This window comes from Phyllobacterium sp. CL33Tsu, from assembly GCF_900113985.1.
Classification (GTDB): domain Bacteria; phylum Pseudomonadota; class Alphaproteobacteria; order Rhizobiales; family Rhizobiaceae; genus Phyllobacterium; species Phyllobacterium pellucidum.
Genome location: NZ_FORJ01000001.1, coordinates 1,602,059 through 1,625,968, shown reverse-complemented (window position 1 = coordinate 1,625,968; position 23,910 = coordinate 1,602,059). Strand labels below are relative to the sequence as shown.

At 60.1% G+C, this 23,910-nt stretch carries 22 protein-coding genes; 8 read left to right on the top strand and 14 right to left on the bottom strand.

Annotated features, from left to right (window positions below; genetic code table 11):
- Nucleotides 1-86 precede the first annotated feature (86 nt).
- Nucleotides 87-1,136: a divergent polysaccharide deacetylase family protein gene (locus BM074_RS07885; protein ID WP_244532749.1), complete on the top strand. Its 1,050-nt coding sequence runs from the start codon at nucleotides 87-89 to the stop codon at nucleotides 1,134-1,136.
- 32 nt (nucleotides 1,137-1,168) lie between these two features.
- Nucleotides 1,169-1,687, top strand: coding sequence for an RNA pyrophosphohydrolase (locus BM074_RS07880; protein WP_091920938.1), 519 nt, complete (start codon nucleotides 1,169-1,171; stop codon nucleotides 1,685-1,687).
- Nucleotides 1,688-1,752: 65 nt separating this feature from the next.
- On the opposite strand, the gene BM074_RS07875 is transcribed toward BM074_RS07880, so the two are convergent.
- From BM074_RS07875 to BM074_RS07845, 7 genes are all read right to left on the bottom strand, one after another.
- Nucleotides 1,753-2,160, bottom strand: coding sequence for a F0F1 ATP synthase subunit epsilon (locus tag BM074_RS07875; protein WP_027231084.1), 408 nt, complete (start codon nucleotides 2,158-2,160; stop codon nucleotides 1,753-1,755).
- A gap of 73 nt (nucleotides 2,161-2,233) precedes the next feature.
- Entirely contained in the window at nucleotides 2,234-3,829 is a 1,596-nt protein-coding gene (atpD, locus tag BM074_RS07870; RefSeq protein WP_027231083.1) for a F0F1 ATP synthase subunit beta, read from the bottom strand.
- Between the two features lie 18 nt (nucleotides 3,830-3,847).
- Nucleotides 3,848-4,726 carry a F0F1 ATP synthase subunit gamma gene (locus BM074_RS07865; RefSeq protein ID WP_027231082.1) on the bottom strand — a complete coding sequence of 293 codons (879 nt, stop codon included), beginning with the start codon at nucleotides 4,724-4,726 and terminating at the stop codon, nucleotides 3,848-3,850.
- A gap of 22 nt (nucleotides 4,727-4,748) precedes the next feature.
- Complete coding sequence (gene atpA / locus BM074_RS07860; RefSeq protein ID WP_027231081.1) at nucleotides 4,749-6,278, bottom strand: F0F1 ATP synthase subunit alpha; 1,530 nt, start codon at nucleotides 6,276-6,278, stop codon at nucleotides 4,749-4,751.
- Nucleotides 6,278-6,838, bottom strand: coding sequence for a F0F1 ATP synthase subunit delta (locus BM074_RS07855; protein WP_027231080.1), 561 nt, complete (start codon nucleotides 6,836-6,838; stop codon nucleotides 6,278-6,280). The genes atpA and BM074_RS07855 overlap by 1 nt, the downstream gene beginning before the upstream one ends.
- A 246-nt stretch (nucleotides 6,839-7,084) precedes the next feature.
- Nucleotides 7,085-7,474, bottom strand: a complete 390-nt coding sequence (locus tag BM074_RS07850) for an AGROH133_08824 family phage infection protein (RefSeq protein ID WP_091920936.1) — start codon at nucleotides 7,472-7,474, stop codon at nucleotides 7,085-7,087.
- 44 nt (nucleotides 7,475-7,518) lie between these two features.
- A complete protein-coding gene (locus tag BM074_RS07845) occupies nucleotides 7,519-9,702 on the bottom strand; it encodes a primosomal protein N' (protein ID WP_091920935.1) in 2,184 nt (727 codons plus the stop codon).
- A gap of 104 nt (nucleotides 9,703-9,806) precedes the next feature.
- On the opposite strand from BM074_RS07845, the gene fsa reads away from it, so the two are divergent.
- Nucleotides 9,807-10,460, top strand: a complete 654-nt coding sequence (gene fsa, locus BM074_RS07840) for a fructose-6-phosphate aldolase (protein ID WP_027231077.1) — start codon at nucleotides 9,807-9,809, stop codon at nucleotides 10,458-10,460.
- Between the two features lie 144 nt (nucleotides 10,461-10,604).
- Here fsa and lptE read toward each other — a convergent pair whose 3' ends face one another.
- Together lptE and leuS are read right to left on the bottom strand one after the other, a co-directional pair.
- Nucleotides 10,605-11,189 carry an LPS assembly lipoprotein LptE gene (gene lptE, locus BM074_RS07835; RefSeq protein WP_027231076.1) on the bottom strand — a complete coding sequence of 195 codons (585 nt, stop codon included), beginning with the start codon at nucleotides 11,187-11,189 and terminating at the stop codon, nucleotides 10,605-10,607.
- Nucleotides 11,176-13,794, bottom strand: coding sequence for a leucine--tRNA ligase (gene leuS / locus BM074_RS07830; RefSeq protein ID WP_091920933.1), 2,619 nt, complete (start codon nucleotides 13,792-13,794; stop codon nucleotides 11,176-11,178). Before leuS ends, lptE begins: the two co-directional genes overlap by 14 nt.
- Before the next feature lie 131 nt (nucleotides 13,795-13,925).
- On the opposite strand from leuS, the gene BM074_RS07825 reads away from it, so the two are divergent.
- Nucleotides 13,926-14,588: a YggS family pyridoxal phosphate-dependent enzyme gene (locus BM074_RS07825; RefSeq protein ID WP_091920931.1), complete on the top strand. Its 663-nt coding sequence runs from the start codon at nucleotides 13,926-13,928 to the stop codon at nucleotides 14,586-14,588.
- Here the strand turns inward: BM074_RS07825 and BM074_RS07820 are convergent, their stop codons facing one another.
- Nucleotides 14,589-15,125 carry a YcbK family protein gene (locus tag BM074_RS07820; RefSeq protein WP_091920929.1) on the bottom strand — a complete coding sequence of 179 codons (537 nt, stop codon included), beginning with the start codon at nucleotides 15,123-15,125 and terminating at the stop codon, nucleotides 14,589-14,591.
- A 294-nt stretch (nucleotides 15,126-15,419) separates the two neighbouring features.
- Here BM074_RS07820 and acs point away from each other — a divergent pair, with 294 nt between their 5' ends.
- Nucleotides 15,420-17,372, top strand: coding sequence for an acetate--CoA ligase (gene acs, locus BM074_RS07815; protein WP_091920927.1), 1,953 nt, complete (start codon nucleotides 15,420-15,422; stop codon nucleotides 17,370-17,372).
- Between the two features lie 35 nt (nucleotides 17,373-17,407).
- On the opposite strand, the gene BM074_RS07810 is transcribed toward acs, so the two are convergent.
- From BM074_RS07810 to BM074_RS07800, 3 genes are all read right to left on the bottom strand, one after another.
- A complete protein-coding gene (locus tag BM074_RS07810; RefSeq protein ID WP_027231072.1) occupies nucleotides 17,408-18,673 on the bottom strand; it encodes an SAM-dependent methyltransferase in 1,266 nt (421 codons plus the stop codon).
- A 345-nt stretch (nucleotides 18,674-19,018) separates the two neighbouring features.
- A complete protein-coding gene (locus BM074_RS07805) occupies nucleotides 19,019-19,306 on the bottom strand; it encodes an addiction module antidote protein (protein ID WP_210186473.1) in 288 nt (95 codons plus the stop codon).
- The gene (locus BM074_RS07800; RefSeq protein WP_091920923.1) at nucleotides 19,287-19,598 is read right to left on the bottom strand and encodes a type II toxin-antitoxin system RelE/ParE family toxin; all 312 of its coding nucleotides are present in this window, start codon (nucleotides 19,596-19,598) and stop codon (nucleotides 19,287-19,289) included. Before BM074_RS07800 ends, BM074_RS07805 begins: the two co-directional genes overlap by 20 nt.
- A 187-nt stretch (nucleotides 19,599-19,785) precedes the next feature.
- Here BM074_RS07800 and BM074_RS07795 point away from each other — a divergent pair, with 187 nt between their 5' ends.
- On the top strand, nucleotides 19,786-21,186 hold the full coding sequence (locus tag BM074_RS07795) for an MATE family efflux transporter (protein ID WP_244532748.1): 1,401 nt from the start codon (nucleotides 19,786-19,788) through the stop codon (nucleotides 21,184-21,186).
- Here the strand turns inward: BM074_RS07795 and BM074_RS07790 are convergent.
- Nucleotides 21,183-21,416 carry a DUF1674 domain-containing protein gene (locus BM074_RS07790; RefSeq protein WP_091921556.1) on the bottom strand — a complete coding sequence of 78 codons (234 nt, stop codon included), beginning with the start codon at nucleotides 21,414-21,416 and terminating at the stop codon, nucleotides 21,183-21,185. The two genes, BM074_RS07795 and BM074_RS07790, sit on opposite strands and share 4 nt — an antisense overlap.
- 124 nt (nucleotides 21,417-21,540) lie before the next feature.
- On the opposite strand from BM074_RS07790, the gene htpX reads away from it, so the two are divergent.
- A complete protein-coding gene (gene htpX, locus BM074_RS07785; protein ID WP_091920921.1) occupies nucleotides 21,541-22,515 on the top strand; it encodes a zinc metalloprotease HtpX in 975 nt (324 codons plus the stop codon).
- Nucleotides 22,512-23,894 (top strand): RsmB/NOP family class I SAM-dependent RNA methyltransferase, encoded by a 1,383-nt coding sequence (locus BM074_RS07780; RefSeq protein WP_091920920.1) that lies wholly within the window; start codon nucleotides 22,512-22,514, stop codon nucleotides 23,892-23,894. The genes htpX and BM074_RS07780 overlap by 4 nt, the downstream gene beginning before the upstream one ends.
- Nucleotides 23,895-23,910 lie beyond the last annotated feature (16 nt).

Sequence of the window (23,910 nt, the reverse complement as noted above, 5' to 3'; positions counted from 1 at the left end):
TCGACCTCAACCGGCCGCTGGGAAAAAACAGCAAACGGCCAAGACAATCCGGCAATCTAACACCAGGACGCTGGCTACCGCCTCTTTTGGTAGCCACCTGTATCGTCGGACTATCTTCCCTGATTTCGTTCACCAGCCATCAGGGCTTCCGCAATCCCGCGCCGGAACCCGAGAAGCCGCAGGTCGCTGAGGTACCTCCGCCGCCCGCCCCGCCAAGTGCTGCTCCTGCGCCGCCGCAGACTGCGAACAATCTTTCCGGCAAGGTCATCTCTCCCGAAGGAGGGCCGAAGGTGATCGTGGTCGGCGATCCAAACAAGCGCACGCAGGACCCGCGCACGGCACACATTCCCGAACAGGACTTGATCGAGCAGTCGCCGCAAGGCCCTCTCCCGACTATCGCGCCTGACGGCAGGCGTCCGCTCGACGTCTATGCCCGGCCCTGGTCTGGTGCACGCGGCGCGCGTGTCGCAATCGTGATCGGCGGGCTTGGGCTTTCGCAGACCGGTTCGCAGAATGCCATTCGCGCATTGCCCGGTGAGGTGACTTTGGCCTTCTCTCCAGAGGGCAACAGCCTCGGCCGGTGGATGCAGGCGGCCCGCCAGGACGGCCATGAAATCCTGATGCAGATCCCGCTCGAACCCTTCGACTATCCGCGCGTCAATCCCGGCCGCAACACGCTGACGGTGGATGCAGCGGCGCCGGCGACGCTTGAAAACCTGCACAAGACGATGGGGCGTATTACCAATTATACCGGCGTTATGAACTATATGGGCGCTCGCTTCACCGCCGACGCCAACGCCATGACGCCTGTCATCCAGGATGTGGCGAGGCGCGGCCTGCTTTACCTCGATGATGGTACGTCTGCACGCAGTACGGCTGACGCGATCGCAGGACAGCAGGGCGCGCCCTTCGCGGCATCCGATGTCCTTATCGATGCGTCGCAGGATCGTGGCAGCATCTTGAAAAAGCTCGATGAACTCGAGCGCATCGCCCGTGCCAAGGGCAGCGCCATCGCCACCGGTTCTGCCTTTGATGTCACGGTTGAGGCGGTAACCTCATGGGTCAATGAAGCGAAGGCACGTGGCATCGAAATCGTTCCCATCTCGGCCCTTGTCCGCGATCCCCAAAACGGCTAGCAGGGCGGCAGCAAGCATTTGGAGATTTCGCCATGAGCAAGAAGCCGGTCGATCCACAATCCCTGCCTTACCGGCCCTGTGTCGGCATCATGGTTCTCAACAAGGAGGGCCTCGTCTGGGCTGGCCATCGCATCATGATACCGGGCGATGAAATGGATGGTGCAACGCAACTCTGGCAGATGCCGCAAGGCGGCATCGACAAGGGCGAGGACCCGGAGCCCGCTGCCCTGCGCGAACTCTACGAAGAAACCGGCATGAAGAGCGTTTCATTGCTGGCGGAAGCGCCAAACTGGATCAATTACGAGCTGCCGCCGCATCTCGTCGGCATCGCGCTCAAGGGCAAATACCGCGGGCAGACGCAGAAGTGGTTCGCCTACCGCTTTGAAGGTGACCCAAGCGAAATCGCCATCAACCCGCCTCCGGGTGGCCATACCGCCGAATTCGATGAATGGGCCTGGAAACCCATGACGCAATTGCCCGATCTCATCGTGCCTTTCAAGCGTAAGGTCTATGAAGAGGTCGTTGCCGCATTCCGGCATCTGGCAGCCTAGGATCCCTAAAGAAAAAGCGGGCACTTGGCCCGCTTCTACACTTACAAATCGAAGCGGATACCGCCTCAGGCGGCTTTGATGGCTTCCTCGAGCGTCGTCAGCTGGCCCAGAAGATCTTCCAGGCGGGCGCGTTCTTCGCGCGTCGTCGCATCCTCGAAATCTTCCTTCGCGTCCTTGATCCGGCGCTGCAATTCATCGGCCTTTATATCGGTGACGTGCACCGCCGACTCCGCGAGGAGGGTGCATCCATCGGGCGTCACATCAACGAAACCGCCGAAGACAACATAGCTGTCCGGCTTGCCGTCCGCCATCTTTACGGTGACAACGCCGGGCTTCACGGTTGCCATCAGCGGCGCATGGTGCGCCATGACCGTCATGTAGCCTTCCGTGCCCGGAACCACGACTTCAATGACCTGTTCCGAGAGGAGCAGGCGCTCTGGCGATACGAGTTCGAACTGGAAGGCTTCTGCCATGATATTCACTCAATTCCCGTGGTCTTGATCGAGATGGACAAGGGCGGGCCGGAGCCCGCCATCAGTCTCTGGATCAGGCAGCTTCCGCTGCCAGGCGCTGTGCCTTCTCGATGGCTTCATCGATCGAGCCAACCATATAGAAGGCAGCTTCCGGCAGGTGATCGTAGTCGCCGTTGCAAAGGCCCTTGAAGCCCTTGATCGTGTCGGCGAGATCGACCAGCTTGCCCGGCGAACCGGTGAAGACTTCAGCAACGAAGAACGGCTGCGACAGGAAGCGCTCGATCTTGCGGGCGCGGGCAACAACCAACTTGTCGTCTTCGGAAAGTTCGTCCATGCCAAGGATGGCGATGATGTCCTGGAGCGACTTGTAGCGCTGCAGGATCGACTGAACCTGACGAGCAGTCTGGTAGTGCTCTTCGCCGACGATGATCGGATCGAGCATGCGCGATGTCGAGTCGAGCGGATCCACGGCCGGGTAGATACCCTTTTCCGAGATGGCGCGGTTAAGAACCGTCGTCGCGTCAAGGTGGGCGAAGGATGTTGCCGGCGCCGGATCGGTCAAATCGTCGGCGGGGACGTAAATCGCCTGAACCGACGTGATCGAGCCCTTATGGGTCGTGGTAATGCGTTCCTGCATCGCGCCCATGTCGGTCGCAAGCGTCGGCTGGTAACCCACGGCGGACGGGATACGTCCGAGCAGGGCCGACACTTCAGAACCCGCCTGGGTGAAGCGGAAGATGTTGTCCACGAAGAACAGAACGTCCTGGCCCTGGTCGCGGAAATGCTCGGCCACCGTCAGGCCCGAAAGGGCAACGCGGGCGCGCGCACCTGGCGGCTCGTTCATCTGGCCATAGACCAGCGCGGCCTTGGAGCCGGCACCGCCGCCTTCCTTGTTCACGCCGGATTCGATCATTTCGTGGTAAAGGTCGTTGCCTTCACGCGTACGCTCGCCAACACCGGCGAACACCGAATAACCACCGTGCGCCTTGGCGACGTTGTTGATCAGTTCCATGATGAGAACGGTCTTGCCGACGCCTGCACCGCCGAAGAGGCCGATCTTGCCGCCGCGAGCATAGGGAGCGAGGAGATCGACTACCTTGATGCCCGTCACGAGGATCTGGGCTTCGGTCGACTGCTCGACATATTCCGGTGCCGACTGGTGGATGGCGCGGGTCACCTTGGTGTTGATGGGACCTGCCTCATCGACGGGCTCGCCGATGACGTTCATGATACGGCCGAGCGTCTCGTCGCCGACGGGAACCATGATCGGCGAACCGGTGTCATAGACCGGCTGGCCGCGGACGAGACCTTCGGTCGAGTCCATGGCGATCGTGCGAACGGTGTTTTCGCCGAGGTGCTGCGCCACTTCGAGAACCAGGCGGTTGCCAAGGTTGTCGGTTTCGAGCGCGTTGAGAATCAATGGCAGGTTGCCATCTTCAAACGCAACGTCGACGACGGCGCCAATGACCTGGCTGACGCGGCCAGCTGCGCCGCTGGCCTTCAGCGTCGCCTTCGGTGCGGCGGCCTTGGGAGCAGCTGTCTTTGCTGCGGGCTTCGCAGCGGCTTCCGCCTTTGCGGCCGCCGCCTTTGGTGCAGCTGCCTTTGCGGGCTTAGCTGCTGACGCAGCCGGCTTGGCTGCGGGTGTCTTCGGGGTCGCTGCTTTTGCCATCGATCCTTACCTTCGCGATTAGAGCGCTTCCGCGCCCGAAATGATTTCGATCAGTTCCTTGGTGATCTGGGCCTGACGCTGGCGGTTGTACGACATCGTCAGCTTGTTGATCATGTCGCCGGCATTGCGGGTTGCATTGTCCATGGCGGACATGCGCGCACCCTGCTCCGACGCCGCGTTTTCAAGGAGAGCGCGGAAAACCTGGACGGAAATATTGCGCGGAATGAGGTCACCCAGAATGGATGCCGGATCCGGCTCATATTCGTAGACTGCGTCGCCTGCGCTTTCCGGTTCAACTTCGCTGATGGAGTTGGCCGGTATGAGCTGCTGGGCGGTCGGGATCTGCGCGATCACCGACTTGAATTCCGAATAGAACAGCGTTGCCACATCGAAGCCGCCCTCGTTGTAGAGCGCGATGATCTTGTGGCCGATTGCATCGGCATTGGCAAAGCCGACCTGCTTCACTTCGCGAAGATCGACGTGGTCGATGATATGGCGACCGAGATCACGGCGCAGAATGTCAGCGCCCTTCTTGCCGACCGTCAGGATCTTGACGGTCTTTCCGTCGGCGATCAGCCGGCGGGCATGATCGCGCGCCAGACGCACGATCTGCGCATTGAAGCCACCACAAAGGCCGCGTTCGGAAGTGCACACGACGAGCAGATGCACATCGTCCTTGCCGGTTCCGCTCATCAGCACCGGCGCATCGGCACCGTCGACGTTGGAGGCGATGTTCGCCAGCACCGCAGCCATGCGCTGCGAGTAGGGGCGAGCCGCCAACGCAGCGTCCTGCGCACGACGCAGCTTCGCCGCGGCGACCATCTGCATCGCCTTGGTGATCTTCTGCGTCGCCTTGACCGAGGCGATCCGGTTTCTCAGATCCTTTAACGAAGGCATCCGTTCATCCCGTCAATGAAGTTTAAGCGAAAGACTTGGCAAAGGCATCGACTGCTGCCTTGAGCTTGCCCTTGGTGTCGTCGCTGATCTGCTTCTCCTTGGCGATCGTCTCGAGAATGTCCTTGTTCTCGGTACGCAGCCAGGTGAGGAGGCCGTGCTCGAACTTGCCGACCTGATTGACGGCAAGCTTGTCGAGATAGCCATTGACGCCGGCAAAGATCACCGCAACCTGCTCTTCCGTCTTCAGCGGCGAGAATTGCGGCTGCTTCAGGAGTTCGGTCAGGCGTGCACCGCGGTTGAGAAGGCGCTGCGTCGAAGCATCGAGGTCGGAGCCGAACTGCGCGAACGCCGCCATTTCGCGGTACTGCGCAAGCTCACCCTTGATCGAACCTGCAACTTGCTTCATCGCCTTGATCTGTGCGGCCGAACCAACGCGGGAAACCGAGAGGCCGACGTTAACGGCCGGGCGGATACCCTGGTAGAAGAGGTTCGTTTCCAGGAAGATCTGGCCGTCGGTGATCGAGATCACGTTGGTCGGAATATAGGCCGAAACGTCGTTCGCCTGGGTCTCGATGACGGGGAGCGCGGTCAGCGAACCGGCACCGTTTTCGTCATTGAGCTTGGCCGAACGCTCGAGCAGGCGGGAATGGAGATAGAAAACGTCGCCGGGATAAGCTTCGCGGCCCGGCGGGCGGCGCAGCAGCAGCGACATCTGGCGGTAGGCGACGGCCTGCTTCGACAGATCGTCATAGCCGATCAGCGCGTGCATGCCATTGTCGCGGAAATATTCGCCCATCGTGCAGCCCGCAAATGGAGCGAGGTACTGCATCGGTGCCGGATCGGAGGCAGTTGCAGCAACGACGATCGAATATTCGAGAGCGCCACGCTCTTCGAGGATCTTCACGAACTGCGCAACGGTCGAACGCTTCTGCCCGATGGCGACATAGACGCAATAGAGCTTGTCCGTCTCATTGCCGGCATCGTGAGCCGGCTTCTGATTAAGGAACGTGTCGAGAATGATCGCGGTCTTGCCGGTCTGGCGGTCGCCGATGACGAGCTCGCGCTGGCCGCGACCAACCGGGATGAGTGCGTCGATGGCCTTGAGGCCGGTCGACATCGGCTCATGCACCGATTTGCGCGGGATGATGCCCGGCGCCTTGACGTCGACGCGGGAACGCTGCGTCGCCTTGATCGGACCCTTGCCGTCGATCGGATTGCCGAGCGCGTCAACAACGCGGCCGAGCAATTCCTTGCCGACGGGAACGTCAACGATGGCGCCGGTACGCTTGACGGTGTCGCCTTCCTTGATGTCACGATCGGAGCCGAAAATAACGACGCCGACATTGTCGCTTTCAAGGTTCAGGGCCATGCCACGGGTGCCGCCCGGGAACTCGACCATCTCACCGGCCTGAACATTGTCCAGACCATAGACGCGGGCGATACCGTCACCGACGGACAGAACCTGGCCGACTTCGGAGACTTCTGCCTCCTGGCCGAAATTCTCGATTTGCTTTTTCAGGATTGCGGAAATTTCCGCGGCGCGGATGTCCATCAGCCGACCTCTTTCAGTGCAAGCTTAAGCGAAGAAAGTTTTGTGCGAAGTGAAGTGTCGATCTGGCGCGACCCCATCTTGACGACGAGGCCTCCGAGGATCGACGGATCAACGGTGACATTGATTGTCACGTCCTTGCCGGCGACGCTTTTCAGCGTGGCCTTCAATTCATTTTCCTGCGCTGCCGTAAGGGCATGCGCGGAAGTAACGTCCGCTGCGATTTCACCGCGATGGGCGGCGGCAATCTGGCGGAACGACTGGATCATGGATGGTACGGCGAAGAGGCGGCGATTTTGCGCGGCGACGCGCAAGAAATTGCCGACCAGCCCGCCGATCTTGGCCTCGGCCAGGATCGCGGAGATCGCGCGCACCTGATCGCCGGACGAGAATACCGGGCTTGCTACCAGGCGCTTCAGATCGGGACTGCCATTGACCAGAGCCTCGAAGCGATCGAGATTCTTTTCGACCTCGGCAAGCGAATTCGCTTCCAGCGCAAGTTCGAACAACGAACCCGCGTAACGCTGGGCAACACCGGAAATGAGCGACGTAGTTTCTGCCACGAACGACAAGCTCTCTGGTTTGAAGCCAAAAATCAGGAAACCGGAAGGAAGTTTTCGGTCAAATCTTTGGCATTATTGATTTTTTTACCGCCTTGGGTGAAGCCCTGAAGCTGCCTTAGACGTGATTTGAATGCCGTCTAGCATAGGAAGACAGGACTCGCAACACGCGAATCCGCTAAATGAGGAGGCAGAATCGCCGCAGCTTCGGATAATTATGAGTAACCAATTCCACTAATGCTCGGCGGCTCAGGCGACAAAGCCGAAGGCAAATAGAAGCGGACCCGCCGCAAGCAGCAGTTCGATGACGACCCAGGCCCAGTTGTACGGCTTGTTGCCGCCGTCGGACATCATCGAAATCAGCCGGCCGAAGACCGTGAAGCCCCATGAAACGCCGAGCGCGATCCAGAGAAAAGGTTGTGCAAATACAAGGGCGCTAAGTCCAAGTCCGAGGTAGAATCCGGCGAATGTCGCACGGATTTCGGAAAGCGCCTCGGGGCGTTCCGGCTTCGTCTGCAAGCGCATTATCCTCATGGCAACGCGCGGCGCAAAGAACAGGACCAGCCCGAAGACGACGGTGATGGCCGCCGACAGCCATGCCATCCATTCGCCCTGACTTGCCGGCCAATAGAGTTCCATGATCCCCTGCCCCTTCCGCCGAAGCGTTAACCGCGATGCAGATCTTATAGAAAGCTTTGCGGATCGATATCAACCTGCACCCGCGTCGATCCCCGTTCTTTTGGCCCATCCGCCAGCATGACGCGGATGAAGCCCTGAATATCCGACTTGCGTGTGCCGTGGACGAGGAGACGGAACCGATGCCGCCCGCGCACAAGGGCAAGCGACGCCTCCGCCGGTCCGAGGACGCTGATCTGATCCGATGCCGGTGCTGCCCGGCGCAAGGCCCGCGCATGCGTCTCCGCTTCCTGGCGCGTCGCTGCAGAAATGATCAGTGAGCCGAGCCGGCCGAAGGGCGGCAGGCTCGAGCGCTCGCGCTCTTCGATCTCCCGCTCGTAAAAGGCTTTCGCATCGCCCGAAACGATGGCTCGCATCACCGGATGATCCGGCTGGTAGGTCTGCAGAAGGCCAAGGCTTTTCTTGCCCGTGCGTCCGGCACGGCCTGTCACCTGGCTCAATAGCTGGAACGTGCGCTCGGCGGCGCGCGGGTCGCCATTGGCGAGCCCGAGATCGGCATCGACGACGCCGACCAGGGTCATGTTCGGGAAATTGTGACCCTTGGCAACGAGCTGCGTGCCGATGACGATGTCCGCCTCACCCTTGGCTATCGCGTCGAGCTCAAGCCGCAGGCGCTTGACGCCCATGAGATCGGACGACAGCACGATGATGCGGGCGTCCGGAAAGGTCTTCTCCACTTCCTCGGCGATCCGCTCGACGCCCGGCCCGCAGGCGACGAGGTGATCGAGCGTTCCGCAGGAGGGACAGGCTTCCGGGCGCGCCTCATGGTGTCCGCATTGGTGGCAAACGAGTTGGCCGCGAAAGCGGTGCTCGACCAGCCAGCTCGAACAATCCGGGCACTGGAAGCGGTGGCCGCACACCCGGCACAGCGTCAACGGTGCATAGCCTCGCCGGTTGAGGAAGAGCAGCGACTGTTCCTTGCGCTGCAATGTCTGATTTACCGCTTCAACGAGCGCGGGCGAGAGAAACCCGCCCGGTCGTGGTGGCGACCTGCGCATGTCGATGGACTTCAGATCCGGCATTGCCGCCTCGGCATAGCGCCCGGAAAGGCGGATGCGTTTGTACCGACCCTGATTGGCGTTGACCTGGCTTTCGATCGACGGCGTGGCCGATGCAAGTACGACCGGGAAGGCGCCGATATGGCCGCGCACCACCGCCATGTCGCGGGCATTGTAGCAGACGCGATCTTCCTGCTTGTAGGCAGGATCGTGCTCCTCGTCGACGACGATCAGCCCAAGTTCCTGGAATGGCAGGAACAACGCTGACCGCGCGCCGGCAACGACACGCACCTGGCCCTCCATGACCTGTCGCCAGACCCGCTCGCGCATGCGCGGCGCAAGATCGGAATGCCACTCCGCCGGCTTGGTGCCGAAGCGATCATGGAAGCGATCGAGAAACTGCTGCGTCAGCGCAATTTCCGGAAGCAGGATCAGGACCTGCTTGCCCTGATCGATGGCTTTGGCCACCGCCTCGAAATAGACTTCGGTCTTGCCGGAGCCGGTCACACCGTCAAGCAGCGACACCGAGAAACTTGCGGACGCCACGGCTTCAACGAGTTGGTCCGCCGCCTCGCTTTGATCGCCCGAAAGCGACGCCTTGGCATAGTCTACATCGGGAGCGGCAACGACGGGGCGCGCCGGGATCATGACCTGTTCGAATACGCCTTGCGCCACCAGACCGTCGACTACGGTTGCGGAGACGCCTGCCGCGTGGGCAAGCCCCGTGCGCGTCCATGCCATGCCGCCTTCGGCAAGCTCGAGCACGCGGGCCCGGGCCCCGGTCATGCGGTCAGGTTCACGGCCGGCAAAGCGCAAGCCCGGCACCGGCGGCTCGGGATCGAAAGCTGCGGGCACGCGCAGTACCATGCGCGCCACCATGCCGGGTGGCGACAGCGTATAATCGGCGGCCCAGCGCATGAAGCGCAGCATGCCGTCGTCCACAGGCGGACAATCGAAGAGCTCGGATATGGGCCGCAGTTTCTTCGCGTCGATGCTGTCAGTCGTGCCGTCCGTGACAATGCCCGCAACTTCGCGCGGACCGAGCGGCACCCGGACGATTGACCCGGCCCTGACGTCCATTCCGTCCGGGACGGCATAGCTGTAGGGCCGCTCTGCCGGCATCGGCACAAGCACGGGAACGGTTTTTTGCGGGATGAACGAATCCTGACTCATATATACGTGACCTTGGCGCGCCTTTCGGATAAAGAAAAGTCACTTTCCGGGAGATAGAATTGATCTCTCATTTAGACACCCGCATATCAGGAAGGAATGTTCCCATGAAATTCTTTGTCGATACCGCCGACGTGAAGGAAATCCGCGAGCTCAACGATCTCGGATTGCTCGATGGCGTAACCACCAATCCTTCGCTGATCCTCAAGTCCGGTGGCAGCATCATCGAAGTGACCAAGGAAATTTGCAGCATCGTCAACGGCCCGGTATCCGCCGAGGTCGCGGCAACCGAGTATGAGCAGATGATGAAGGAGGCCGCAGTGCTCTCCCGCATCGCCGACAACATCTGCATCAAGGTCCCGCTCACCCTCGATGGCCTCAAGGCCTGCAAGGCCCTGCGCTCCGATGGCCATCTCGTCAATGTGACGCTGTGCTTCTCCGCCAACCAGGCACTTCTTGCCGCCAAGGCCGGCGCCACGTTCATCTCCCCATTCATTGGCCGCATCGACGATACCGGCATCAATGGAATGGAACTGATTTCCGAGATCCGAACCATCTACGACAATTACGATTACCAGACGCAGATCCTGGCCGCCTCGATCCGCACCGTGAACCATGTCAAGGAAGCGGCTCTGATCGGTGCCGACGTCGCGACGGTTCCGCCAGCAACTCTGAAGGCATTGGTCAAGCACCCGCTGACCGACAAGGGCCTTGAGACTTTCCTTGCCGATTGGAAGAAGACGGGCCAGTCGATCGCCTGATCAGGTCGCCTTGTTCAATGACGCCCGCCTGTTGCAAGACCGGCGGGCGTTTTCTTGTGCTCCTGCGCGGCGCGCATCCGGCTAGGGGCAGGAATCATGAACGGTACGCCCGGCCGTCGCCGAGCGAGGTCATGCGCAGTATGACTATTGGTTCTTCGTCAGATCCTGGGCAACGCTGAGCTGAATCGCCTGCGCAACTTCCGCCGCCGCACGATTATAAGCATCGCGATAAGCTCGCTGAACGGCAAACTGCTGTCTTGGCGCATCATAACCTGCATTTACAAGACGGCTGCCGCGGCCGATGACCTGACCGTCCGACACGCGCGTCAGAACGTAGTTGCCAGTCATGCGAATGGAGCCTGCGGTCGGCTGGCCCGATTTATCATTGGTCGCATTCTGGATCAGCGCCAGCGAAATGTTCTGGGATGCAATGGCGAGTTGGAGCGTATAGGCGACATGCGTCGGCTCGCCCGCACCGCCACCGAAGAGGAAGATCAGGTTGTTGCGTACTTCCTGGGTGACGCGATCGCCCGCCGGATTGACCGACACGGTCGCGAGCCGGGAGCGGACGCTGCCCGAGACGCCGGCGGCCGTGCTGCCGACCGGACCGGGATCGGAGTAGAGCGGCCGCACCTGGCAACCGCCTGCAATCAATGCCAAGCCGAGAACGCAGAAGGGAAGCAGCCGCTTGACGACGGAACCCGGCTGAAAACGATCAGGCAACGACATTGATGATCCTCTGCGGTACGATAATGACCTTCTTCGGTGAATTGCCATTCAGCGCGGCCTTGACGAAATCAAGCGCGAGGGTGGCCTTTTCGACCGCCAATTGATCCGCATCGCGGGCAATTGTCAAATCGCCGCGCTTCTTGCCATTGATCTGAACCGGCATGGTCACATCGTTCTCGACGATCAACGTCTCGTTGTATGACGGCCACGGTTGATGAGCCACAAGATCTGCGCCGCCGAGTGCCTTCCAGCACTCCTCGGCAAGGTGCGGCATCATCGGCGCGATCATTGCAATCAACATGGTCGTCGCTTCGCGGCTTGCTGCGATCGTCACCATGTCAGCCTCGCCCGCCGCCACCTTCTGCAGATAAGGCGCCAAGGTGTTGACGAGCTCGTAAAGGCGCGCGACGGCCTTGTTGAAGTTCAGCTTCTCGATATCTTCTCCGACAGCCTTGACAGTCCGGTGCGCCGCTTTCGAAATCGCCAAAGCCTCGCCCTCGGTCCCGGCTGCGGCATCGACCGTCTTCAACGTCTCGGCCGCTTCCGAAATCAGGCGCCAGACGCGCTGAACGAAGCGATGCGCTCCCTCGACGCCGGATTCAGTCCAGATCACATCGCGTTCCGGTGGCGAATCCGACAGCATGAACCAGCGCGCGGTATCCGCGCCGTAGGAAGCGATGATGTCATCCGGATCGACCACGTTTTTCTTCGATTTCGACATCTTCTCGATCGAGCCTATCTCGACCTCTTCGCCTGTAGCAATCAGCGTTGCGCGGCGCGCGCCATCCGTCTCTTCGACCCGAACGTCAGCTGGCGTGACCCAGCCGTCCTTGCCCTTGTAGGTCTCGTGGACGACCATGCCTTGCGTGAACATGCCCTTGAACGGTTCACTGATATCGAGATGACCGGCCACCTTCATGGCCCGTGTGAAGAAACGCGAATAGAGCAGGTGCAGGATCGCGTGCTCGATGCCGCCAATATACTGATCGACGGGCAGCCAGTGATTCGCGACCTTGGGCTCGGTCGGCTCCTCGGCCCAAGGAGCGGTGAAGCGCGCGAAATACCATGACGAGTCGACGAAGGTATCCATCGTGTCGGTCTCGCGTCGTGCGGGCTTGCCGCATTGCGGGCAGTTGACGTGCCGCCAGGTCGGATGACGATCGAGCGGATTGCCCGGCCGGTCGAATTCGACGTCGTCCGGCAGCTTGACCGGCAGGTCGGCCTTCGGCACCGGGACAACGCCACAATCATCGCAATGGATCATCGGGATCGGACAACCCCAGTAACGCTGCCGGGAAATACCCCAGTCGCGCAGGCGGAAATTGATCTTGCGCTCGCCCTGCGGGCGGTTGCCGACCGTCTGCTTTTCCAACCGCCGCGCCACCTCGTCGAAAGCTTCGGCCGGCGACATCCCGTCAAGGAAGCGCGAATTGATCATGACGCCGTCATCGACATAGGCGGTTTCGGTGATCTGGAACGTGGCCGCGTCGGCGTCCATCGGCATAACCACCGGCACGACCGGCAGGCCATACTTGTTGGCAAAGTCGAGGTCGCGCTGGTCACCGGACGGACAACCGAAGATCGCGCCGGTGCCATAGTCCATCAAGACGAAATTCGCGACGTAGACCGGCAGCTTCCATTCCGGATCGAACGGATGCGTGACGCGCAAGCCGGTGTCGAAGCCCTTCTTCTCGGCGGTTTCGAGCGCAACGACCGAGGTGCCCGCATGGCGGCATTCCTCGTTGAACTGCGCCAGCGCCGCATTGTTTTCGGCGGCTTTCTTCGCCAGCGGATGGTCGGCGGCAATGGCAATGAAGGACGCGCCGAACAGCGTATCGGGCCGCGTCGTGTAGACCTCGACCTCGCTCTCGCCTTCGACGTGCGACTGCTTGTCCAACGCCCAGCGGATCAGCATGCCCTCAGACTTGCCGATCCAGTTGCGCTGCATCAGGCGCACCTTTTCCGGCCACTGGTCGAGGCCATCGAGGGCGCCCAGCAGTTCCTCGTTGAAGTCGGTGATCTTGAAGAACCACTGTGTCAGCTCACGCTGCTCGACAAGAGCGCCGGAGCGCCAGCCGCGACCGTCGATGACCTGCTCGTTGGCAAGGACCGTCATGTCCTCAGGGTCCCAGTTGACCTTGGACGACTTGCGCGTCACCAGGCCCTTCTCGACGAAATCGAGGAACAGCATCTGCTGGCGGTGATAATATTCGACATCGCAGGTGGCGAACTCCCGCGACCAGTCAAGCGAGAGGCCCATGGACTTGAGCTGATCGCGCATCGTCGCGATGTTCTGGTAGGTCCAGGTCTTCGGATGAACCTTGTTCTGCATGGCGGCGTTTTCGGCCGGCATGCCGAAAGCATCCCAGCCCATTGGATGCAGCACATTGAATCCCTTGGCCCGCTTGTAACGTGCAACGACATCGCCCATCGCATAGTTGCGCACATGGCCCATATGGATGCGGCCCGAGGGGTACGGAAACATTTCGAGGACGTAGTAAGGATCGCGAGGATCGTCATTGTTCGTCTCGAAGAGCTTGGCGTCGTTCCAAACTCTCTGCCAATGCTTCTCGGCTACACGGGGATTATAGCGTTCGGTTGCCATGAACGGGATTCTCTTGCAAAGGATAGTGATGCGGGGACCTTCACCATGGATTGGTGGGACCGTCAACCACTTGAAGCTGAAGGAGCCCGTGAAATCGGGCCGTCAGGCGATAAATAGGACTGAACCAGCCAATGCCCAATGCCGTCGATCAACTTTTTGCCGTCAGGGACGCTATTCACAAGGCTGAAGCGGAAGCGGGTCGCCCGGAAGACGCCGTCACGCTTGTCGCCGTGTCGAAAACCTTCGGCGAGGAAGCAATCCGTCCCGTGCTCGAATCCGGTCAGCGCGTCTTTGGCGAAAACCGCGTCCAGGAGGCGCAAGCGAAGTGGCCGGCCCTGCGCGGTGAATTTCTGGATATCGAACTCCACCTGATCGGGCCGCTCCAATCCAACAAGGCCGAGCAGGCGGTGGCGCTTTTCGACGTGATCGAGACGGTCGACCGCGAAAAGATCGCCGAGGCCCTTGCCAAGGAAATGCAAAAGCAAAACCGCTTTCCCAAACTCTATGTCCAGGTGAACACCGGTTCTGAACCGCAGAAGGCGGGCATAGATCCAAAAGAGGCGGTAGCATTTGTCAAGCATTGCCGCGAAGTTCGCGGCCTCCAGATCGAGGGCCTGATGTGCATTCCGCCGGCCGATGAGAATCCCGGCCCGCACTTTGCCCTGCTTGAAAAGATCGCCCGGCAGGCCGGAGTCGACAAGCTTTCCATGGGCATGTCCGGTGACTACGAACTCGCCATCGGCTTCGGCGCGACATCAGTCAGGGTCGGTTCCGCGATTTTCGGAACTCGGTAATTACCAGCTGCGGCGCGGTCCGGTATCGATGTGATAATAGCCGGCCGGATAGCGTTTCAACCCGCCGACGTCACCGCTGGACGACAGATGACTCATGAGGCCGGACGAGCCGCCGTGGACCCGGAAATCCACCGCCTGACAGCTCAGGTGGTAGGATTGGTCCTTGCCGCCAACGCGATTGTTGCGCGTGCGTGTGCGCACGGTCGAGTTCACCGTGATCGGCCCATACTTGGCGGAAACGCGGCTCAGCACGTTCTTCAGCCTTTCGGGAACGCATTTCGACGGCGCCTTGTAGTTGATATAGGCCTTGCCGCGCGGCATGGCCGCCAATACCAGCGGACTGATCTTGTCGAATACCGAATCCTTGAGCAAATGCGCATGCTCCTCGCCGAAAAGCTTTGCGCCGATACGGTCCTGCGGATTGGATGGCGCGGGGAGCGTGCCGGCGCCTGCCGGAATGGCAATGCTCAAAGCGGCTAGGGTGAACCATGTGAATTTTGCGCGTGACGCAACGCTGCGCAAGACAGTTATTCGCATTCCTCGATCCTTGGTGCGGCGCCGGAAACAACAATTCTTTGGCGCTGATAGTTTGTCCTCCCCAAGTCAAGGCAGCGACCCTATAAGCCGAAATGTGGTCAAAATGGACCGATTTCGCGATAAAACGCGACCGAAAACGATATTGGCCGCTACAGAATGCGACCGAACGCCATTGCCTCAGGGCCAACTCTGATATTTACGCATTGATTTGCTTGGTGGTAATGAACCTGTGCGCCTCCCGCCCGGGGAGGTATCCGGGTGGAGGCCCGATATTTAAGATTCTGGAGGAAATTGATGTCCGAGAAGGTTTATCCGGTGCTGGCAAGCGCGAAGAAAAACGCGCTCATCGACAATGATACCTATCTCAGCTGGTACAAGCAGAGCATCAAGGACCCCGAAAAGTTCTGGGCCAAGCACGGAAAGCGCATCGACTGGTTCAAGCCCTTCACCAAGGTCAAGAACACCTCGTTCGAGGGCAAGGTTTCGATCAAATGGTTCGAGGATGGCGTTACCAACGTTTCCTATAACTGCATCGACCGCCACCTCAAAAAGCGCGGCAATCAGGTCGCGATCATCTGGGAAGGCGACAATCCCTATCTCGACAAGAAGATCACCTATAATGAGCTTTACGAGCAGGTCTGCCGCCTTGCCAATGTCCTGAAGAAACACGGCGTCAAGAAGGGCGACCGGGTGACGATCTACATGCCGATGATCCCGGAAGCGTCCTATGCGATGCTGGCCTGCGCGCGCATCGGCGCGATCCACTCCGTCGTCTTCGGCGGCTTCTCCCCGGATGCGCTCGCTGGCCGTATCGTCGACTGCGAATCCACATTCGTGATCACGGCCGATGAGGGCATGCGCGGCGGCAAGCCGGTGCCTCTTAAGGAAAATACCGATAAGGCGATCGACATTGCGGCGCGCCACCACGTCATGGTGAAGAACGTACTCGTCGTACGCCGGACCGGCGGCAAGACCGGCTGGGCCAGCAATCGCGACCTCTGGTATCACGATGAGATTGCCAGCGTTAAGGCGGAATGCAAACCTGAAAAGATGAAGGCTGAGGATCCGCTTTTCATCCTTTACACCTCTGGCTCGACCGGCAAGCCCAAGGGCGTGCTGCACACGACCGGCGGCTACCTGGTCTATGCCTCGATGACGCACGAATATGTCTTCGACTACCATGACGGCGACATCTACTGGTGCACCGCCGATGTGGGCTGGGTAACCGGCCATTCCTACATTGTCTACGGTCCGCTCGCCAACGGCGCGACGACGCTGATGTTCGAGGGCGTGCCCAACTACCCTTCGGTATCGCGGTTCTGGGAAGTCATCGACAAGCACAAGGTCAACATCTTCTACACCGCCCCCACCGCTATCCGCGCGCTGATGAGCGCCGGTGACGAACCGGTCAAGAAGACATCGCGCAAATCGCTGCGCATCCTCGGCTCGGTTGGAGAGCCGATCAATCCGGAAGCCTGGGAATGGTATTATCAGGTGGTGGGCGACAAGCGCAGTCCTGTCGTCGATACCTGGTGGCAGACGGAAACCGGCGGCATCCTCATCACGCCGCTGCCCGGCGCAACGCCGCTCAAGCCGGGCTCGGCCACAAGGCCGTTCTTTGGCGTGCAACCGCAACTGGTCGATAATGAGGGTGACGTGCTCGAAGGCGCGGCCGATGGCAACCTCTGCATCACGGACTCCTGGCCGGGGCAGATGCGCACGGTCTATGGCGATCACAAGCGCTTCATCGAAACCTATTTCTCCACCTATAAGGGCAAGTACTTTACCGGCGATGGCTGCCGGCGGGACAAGGATAGCTACTATTGGATCACCGGGCGCGTCGATGACGTTCTCAACGTCTCGGGGCATCGCATGGGAACGGCCGAGGTAGAGTCCGCGCTTGTCTCCCATGATACGGTCTCGGAAGCGGCCGTGGTCGGCTATCCGCACGACCTCAAAGGCCAAGGCATATATTGCTATGTAACGCTCATGTCCGGACTCGAGGGTAGCGACGATTTGCGCGCCGAGCTGGTCAAGCATGTGCGCAAGGAGATCGGCCCGATCGCCACGCCAGACAAGATACAGTTTGCGCCGGGCCTGCCGAAGACCCGTTCCGGCAAGATCATGCGCCGCATCCTGCGCAAGATCGCAGAAGATGATTTTGGCGCGCTCGGCGACACCTCAACGCTTGCCGACCCGGCCGTCGTTGATGACCTGATCGCCAATCGCCAAAACCGCAAGGGCTGAAAATAGTGTCTTCCCCTAAGGGGGGACACCCTCCTTCAGCGATAAAGATCGGCGCGTGTCTGCGGCACGGCAGAGATTCCGCGCTTGCGGCGTGACGCCAGCGTCTGATTGATCTGTACGGTGCCACGCTCGAACGCAAGGGCGCAGCCGGTGAGGTACAGCAGCCACAACCGCGCTTTGGGAGCGCCGACTTCCGCGATCGCCTCATCGAAGCGCGCATGGAGACGGTCGGCCCACATGCGGCAAGTGCGGCCATAATGCTCACGCAGATTCTCGACGTCGTGGACCTCGAAACCGTAGCCTTCGAGGTTCTCGACCGTCATGCCGAGATGGTCGAGTTCGCCGCCCGGGAAGATGTATTTGACCAGGGCGAGGTGTTCGGCGCTCTTGCGCCCGAAGGTCTTCTTGTTGCGCTTCATGCGCCGTGTGATCGCGTGGTGGAGATAAAGGCCACCCGGCCTCAGTAATCGGTGCACGCTGGAAAAATAGGTGTCGTAGTGGGCAATGCCCACCGCCTCGAACATGCCGATCGAGGAAATCTTGTCGAACTGCCCCTCGAGATGCTCATAGGATTTCACGTGAATCGTGATCTTGTCCTCAAGGCCTTCCGCCTTGATCCGCTCGCGGGCAAGGGCCGTCTGCGCCTCCGACAAAGATACGCCCGTGCCGGTCACGCCATAGTTCTTTGCCGCATAAATCAGCATGGCCCCCCAGCCGCAGCCTATGTCGAGCAGGCGATCGCCGGGCTTGAGGCGCAGCTTGCGGCAGATCAATTCGAGCTTGTCAGCCTGCGCCTGGTCGATGCTATTGGCCCAGTCGGTGAAATAGGCGCAGGTATAGACCATGCGCTCATCGAGAAAGAGCTGATAGAAGGCGTTCGACACGTCGTAGTGGTGGGTAATCGCTTCCTTGTTGGACCCGCTGACGTAAGGATTCTTGCCGCCAAGCCCGGAACTGCCGCCTTTTGCTCCGCTCAGCAAAAGCGAAGGCACATCCTTCAAGAGCTGCCACTTTGGCAGGCTTTTCAGCCGGTGCTTGAACTTTCCCTTGGGACCGCGCTCGACGAGATCGAACAGCGTGCCGTTCCTGATGTCGATCTGGCCCGACACCCACAACTCGACGACAGAGCCGATATTGGGTTTGAGAGCGATCTGGCGCACGGCCATAGGATCATTGATGGCAAGTATAGGACCATCAAAATCACCGATGCGGGTTCCGTCCCAAAGTTCAATCGCAAATTGCGGTTCGATGACGTCGACCACCGTGCGGATGATCCGCGCCGCCTTGTCTTCAGCTGCCATTCTCTGCCCCCGGGCACGGGGCGCAGCAAGTTGCGCGTCGCGTGCGTTGCATTCAGTCTGCTTGGCTTATGACTGCCTGAGCCTCTTTGCAACCCATGCACACATGGCCTTGCTTTTTTCTCTTGAAACGTGGGTCATGACACCCCATTCTCCAATTGTGTTCAACGAATGAAAAGGAGGTGATCCGATGTCTCGTGATTTCGCAATCTGCCACAAGGCGTCTGATGCTTTCCATCGGGGATTGTCTCTCCGTTGAATAAGCGCCCGGCGAAAGCCGGGAAAGGCCAAAGACAGCTTTGTGCCAGACGGAATTGCGGGGCCACCCTTCGGGGTGGCCCTTTCCGTTTAAGTCGCCCGTTTGCCACTCAGTTGAAAGCCGACTGCCTTCAACACGGCTATCGTTGTGGCCAGTGTAGGGTTTCCACTTTCACTCAGTGAGCGGTAAAGTTGTTCCCGGGACAATCCAGTCTCGCGTGCGATCGTTGCCATGCCCTTCGATCTTGCGACTACCCCGATGGCCTTCGCAATGTAGGCAGAATCGCCAGTTTCAAATGCGTCGGCAAGAAATAACTCTATTGCCTCGTCAGATTTGAGTGCGTCGGCAGGATTGTAGTCATAGAGCTTCGTCATCATCCCTCCAATCTATTGCCAATCGCCGAGCCTCGCGGATGTCCCGATCTTGCGTCTGCTTGTCACCGCCACAAAGAAGGATGACAATCTGTTCGCCGTGACGCCGGAAATAAACCCGGTATCCCGGTCCATAGTGAATTCTCAGTTCGCTTACGCCACCACCTACAAATGCAATGTCGCCCCCAAGCCCATTGGCCAAGCGGAAGAGGCGGGCAGCGATGACCGCCCTCGCCCTCTGGTCTTTCAGCTTGCTTTCCCACTTACGATAAACGGAGGTCTGTTTCAGTCTTATCATGAAAATGTAGTTTTTAAATTACAAATGTCAATATGATCGACAATAACGCCCGGAAGGGAAGCCAACCACCAATGCCAGGTTGCAGGTGCCCCCTTTGCTCTTGCCGAAATTTGATGATACCAAGAATCTGCCTGAAATCGGTGCATCCTGCCTCAATGCGAGGCAAATTCCTCTGAAAGACCAAGACATGTCGGTTGCCCTAGCCCAAAACGCCGCGTCCCGGCGCGCGTGGCGTGAAGAAATTATTGCGATGCTGGCGTTGAGCTGGCCGATGATTCTTACCAATCTCGCGCAAACAGCGATGACGGCAACCGACGTCATGATGATGGGCTGGGTCGGCGCGGATACGCTCGCAGCCGGCGCCCTCGGCACCAACCTCTACTATATGCCGATGATCTTCGGTCTCGGGCTGATGCTTGCCACCTCGCCGATGATGGCCAAGGAACTCGGCCGCAATCGCTTTTCAGTGCGCGAGGTTCGCCGCACGGTGCGGCAAGGCCTTTGGCTCGCCGTCACCATATCGATTCCGATCTGGTTCGCGTTGTGGCACACCGGACCGATTCTCATTGCCATGGGGCAAAATCCGGCCCTTGCCGATACCGCCGAAGCCTACGTTCGTTCGCTGCAGTGGGCGGTCCTGCCGTTCTACGGCTATATCGTATTGCGGTCCTTTATCGCGGCGCTCGAACGTCCCGGCTGGGCGCTGTTCGTTGCCCTCTTCTGCGTCGGCTTCAATGCCCTTGCCAATTGGTGCCTGATCTTCGGACATCTGGGATTCCCCAAGCTTGGGATCGTCGGTTCGGGCATCGCGACCTCCCTGTCGTCGCTGATGATGTTCGTCGGCCTCGTCGTCATCATCATGCGTGATCGCCAGTTCCGCCGTTACCATCTGTTCGGTCGCTTCTGGCGTGCCGACTGGCCACGCTATGGCGAACTGCTCCGCCTTGGCCTGCCGATCGCCGCGATCATGAGTTTTGAAGTTACAATCTTCAATGCAGCGGCTTTCCTGATGGGAATTCTCGGTGCGGATTACCTTGCGGCGCATGCGATTGCCATCCAGATTGCCGCCATTGCATTCATGGTGCCGATGGGCTTTGGCCAGGCGGCAACGGTCCGCGTGGGCCGGGCCTACGGGGCACAGGATGGTGACGGAATCAGGCGCGCCGGCTGGGTCGCCTTCATCGGCGGAACCGGCTTCATGGTGCTCACCGCGATGCTGATGTTGTTTGCGCCATACCAGCTTATCAGCGCCTTCATCGATCTGCACGACCCATCAAACGCCGAGGTCATATCGCTCGCCGTCTCGTTCCTGGCGTTTGCAGCGCTCTTCCAGATTTTCGACGGCGGTCAGGCGGTCGCGAGCGGGATGCTGCGTGGCCTGCATGACACGACAGTACCGATGATCTATGCGGCCATTGCCTATTGGGGCATAGGCTTGCCGCTCTCAATTGCCTTTGGCTTCTGGCTGGACATGAAGGGCGCCGGCATTTGGCTCGGCCTCGTCTGCGGCCTTGCCGCCGCGGCAATTCTGTTGCTCAGCCGTTGGCTCCGGCGTGAACAACTTGGAATTGAAGTTATCCGCCATTAGAAGTCGATCGTGCGGCCCTTGATTTCCCAATCGCCGTAGCGGGCAGGATCCTTGCCGCCCCGTCCGCCGATTTCGCGCGGTTTCTCGGCGGCATCCTTTTCCGCCTGCCGGCGCGCTTCCGCTTCCTTGAGGGCGCGCTGGGCCGCCGGCGGCAGTTGGTCGAAGGCGGGATGCCGGCGCTTGTCGTCATCGTCGGCGTGCGGCGTTTTTGCTGTCTCTTCGTCCGTCATGTGACACTCGTCATTGAAGCTTGCTGTATAAAGCACCATCATATAGCGGAAGATGGCGAACAAAAGGAATGACCTTGCCAGCCATGGACTCTAACGCTTCATTTCCGAGGGGAGGAATGCAACCATGAACATCATGCGCACTGCAATGCTGCTTGCCTTCATGACCGCCCTGTTCATGGCCGTTGGCTATCTCATCGGCGGCTCCGGCGGCATGATGATCGCGCTCGTGATGGCCGCCGGCATGAACCTTTTCAGCTACTGGAATTCGGACAAGATGGTGCTGCGCATGCATCACGCCATTGAGGTCGATGAGCGCACCGCACCCGAATATTACGGCGTTGTCCGCGATCTTGCAGCGCGTGCCAACCTGCCCATGCCGAAGGTGTATCTCATCGAGGCGGATCAGCCCAACGCCTTTGCCACTGGGCGCAACCCGCAGAATGCCGCTGTCGCCGCCAGTACCGGTCTCTTGCAGCGCCTGTCGCCGCAGGAGGTCGCGGCGGTGATGGCGCACGAACTCGCCCATGTCGAGCACCGCGATACGTTGACGATGACCATCACCGCGACACTCGCCGGTGCCATTTCGATGCTCGGCAATTTCGCCCTGTTCTTCGGCGGCGGCAACCGCGAGAATAATAACCCTCTCGGCTTCATTGGTATTTTGATCGCCATGATCGTCGCGCCGTTTGCCGCAATGATCGTGCAGATGGCGATCAGCCGGACACGGGAATACGCCGCCGACCGGCGCGGCGCACAGATCTGCGGCAATCCGCTGTGGCTCGCATCTGCCCTCAACAAGATTGCGCGCGGCGCGAAGCAGATTGTCAACGAGGATGCGGAGCGAAACCCAGCCTCGGCACCGCTTTTTATCATCAATCCCTTGAGCGGTCGTGGCGCCGACAATCTGTTTTCCACGCATCCAAACACCGAAAATCGCATTGCGGCGCTGGAGGCCATGGCCTCGGAATTCGCCCGGACCGAGGCGCCCGCGAAACCGGCGCGCGGTGTCGAACAGCCGCTCGACGATGAGGAACCGCGAGACGACCGTCCGACGCCGTGGGGCCGCAATGGCGCAAGCCGCAAAGGCCCTTGGGCATGAGCGCGGAACGGGCAGCGAAACGGAATTTCTCCAGAAAACAGCAAGTTACGGAATCTTTTGACGGGGAGGACAGGCCTGGCCTCGCCGCGCGTCAATGCGCAACACGTCTGCTGGGGGCTGTCATCGAGAAGCATACGTCGCTCGACGGCCTTACCGACAACAGTAACGGGCATCCCCAATATATGGCTCTCGACGACCGTGACCGCTCACTGGTGCGCGCCATTCTCGGGGCTGCGCTGCGCAATCGCGGCGCGATCGAAGCAGCTATCAGCCAGATGATTGACCGGCCGCTGCCGGAAAATGCGGTAGCCCTGAAGCATCTTTTGCACGTGGCGGCGGCACAAATCCTTTATCTCGACCTGCCCGATCGCGCCGCCGTCGATCTTGCCGTGACAGCGGCGAACGGCGATCCACGTAACCGGCGCTTTGCGTCGATGGTGAATGCCGTCCTGCGGCGCCTGTCGCGGGAAAAGGAGACGTTCGCCAATCGGGCCGCAGTCAATGTTCCTTCATGGTTCGAGGCAAGTCTCGTTGCCGCTTATGGCAAGGAAAAGGCAGGCGCCATCCTTGAAATCCAGGCAAAGGAGCCAGCCGTCGATCTCACGGTCAAGGGCGACCCACAAGTGTGGGCCGAGCGTCTTGGCGGTCTCGCCCTGCCAACGGGCTCGGTTCGGCTTGCCAACATTGAAGGCGCCCTGACCAGCCTCCCGGGCTTTGCCGAGGGGGAGTGGTGGGTGCAGGATACGGCGGCGAGCCTTCCGGCAAAGCTCTTTGGCGACATTACCGGAAAACGTGTTGCCGATCTTTGCGCCGCGCCCGGCGGCAAGACCGCACAGCTTGCTTTGGCTGGTGCCAATGTGACCGCGCTCGATCTGTCCGCCAATCGCCTGGAGCGGCTGCGCGCCAATCTCGAGCGCCTGCATTTCACCGCCGACACCGTCGAAGCAAATCTTGCGGCCTATGAACCGGCCGAGCCCTTCGATGCTGTCCTGCTCGACGCACCGTGCTCCTCGACGGGGACGGTACGACGCCATCCCGACGTTCCGTGGACTAAAAGTCCCGAAGAGATCGCCAAACTCGCCGCGCTTCAGGCCAAGCTCTTGGACCACGCCGTCACCCTCGTTCGGCCCGGCGGGATTATCGTGTTTTCTAACTGCTCTCTCGACCCCTCCGAAGGCGAAACGGTCGCAAAGCAATTGATTGCCAAGAACCCCGCCATCGAACTCGTTCCTGTCGTCGCCGAAGAGATCGGTGGCCTCGCAGACCTCATTACGAAAGAGGGTTTTGTGCGCTCTACGCCCGCGGATCTTCCCAATGACGATGCGGCGCTGTCCGGCATGGATGGCTTCTTTGCGGCTCGATTCCGGCGCAAATACTAAAATTTTAACTGTTTGA

Bases quoted from the DNA above. Each gene is read 5' to 3' on its own strand.
- BM074_RS07880 (WP_091920938.1), top strand. From the start codon at position 1,169: ATGAGCAAGAAGCCGGTCGATCCACAATCCCTGCCTTACCGGCCCTGT.
- BM074_RS07875 (WP_027231084.1), bottom strand. From the start codon at position 2,160: ATGGCAGAAGCCTTCCAGTTCGAACTCGTATCGCCAGAGCGCCTGCTC.
- atpD (WP_027231083.1), bottom strand. From the start codon at position 3,829: ATGGCAAAAGCAGCGACCCCGAAGACACCCGCAGCCAAGCCGGCTGCG.
- BM074_RS07865 (WP_027231082.1), bottom strand. From the start codon at position 4,726: ATGCCTTCGTTAAAGGATCTGAGAAACCGGATCGCCTCGGTCAAGGCG.
- atpA (WP_027231081.1), bottom strand. From the start codon at position 6,278: ATGGACATCCGCGCCGCGGAAATTTCCGCAATCCTGAAAAAGCAAATC.
- BM074_RS07850 (WP_091920936.1), bottom strand. From the start codon at position 7,474: ATGGAACTCTATTGGCCGGCAAGTCAGGGCGAATGGATGGCATGGCTG.
- BM074_RS07845 (WP_091920935.1), bottom strand. From the start codon at position 9,702: ATGAGTCAGGATTCGTTCATCCCGCAAAAAACCGTTCCCGTGCTTGTG.
- fsa (WP_027231077.1), top strand. From the start codon at position 9,807: ATGAAATTCTTTGTCGATACCGCCGACGTGAAGGAAATCCGCGAGCTC.
- lptE (WP_027231076.1), bottom strand. From the start codon at position 11,189: ATGTCGTTGCCTGATCGTTTTCAGCCGGGTTCCGTCGTCAAGCGGCTG.
- leuS (WP_091920933.1), bottom strand. From the start codon at position 13,794: ATGGCAACCGAACGCTATAATCCCCGTGTAGCCGAGAAGCATTGGCAG.
- BM074_RS07825 (WP_091920931.1), top strand. From the start codon at position 13,926: ATGCCCAATGCCGTCGATCAACTTTTTGCCGTCAGGGACGCTATTCAC.
- BM074_RS07820 (WP_091920929.1), bottom strand. From the start codon at position 15,125: ATGCGAATAACTGTCTTGCGCAGCGTTGCGTCACGCGCAAAATTCACA.
- acs (WP_091920927.1), top strand. From the start codon at position 15,420: ATGTCCGAGAAGGTTTATCCGGTGCTGGCAAGCGCGAAGAAAAACGCG.
- BM074_RS07810 (WP_027231072.1), bottom strand. From the start codon at position 18,673: ATGGCAGCTGAAGACAAGGCGGCGCGGATCATCCGCACGGTGGTCGAC.
- BM074_RS07805 (WP_210186473.1), bottom strand. From the start codon at position 19,306: ATGATGACGAAGCTCTATGACTACAATCCTGCCGACGCACTCAAATCT.
- BM074_RS07800 (WP_091920923.1), bottom strand. From the start codon at position 19,598: ATGATAAGACTGAAACAGACCTCCGTTTATCGTAAGTGGGAAAGCAAG.
- BM074_RS07795 (WP_244532748.1), top strand. From the start codon at position 19,786: ATGTCGGTTGCCCTAGCCCAAAACGCCGCGTCCCGGCGCGCGTGGCGT.
- BM074_RS07790 (WP_091921556.1), bottom strand. From the start codon at position 21,416: ATGACGGACGAAGAGACAGCAAAAACGCCGCACGCCGACGATGACGAC.
- htpX (WP_091920921.1), top strand. From the start codon at position 21,541: ATGAACATCATGCGCACTGCAATGCTGCTTGCCTTCATGACCGCCCTG.
- BM074_RS07780 (WP_091920920.1), top strand. From the start codon at position 22,512: ATGAGCGCGGAACGGGCAGCGAAACGGAATTTCTCCAGAAAACAGCAA.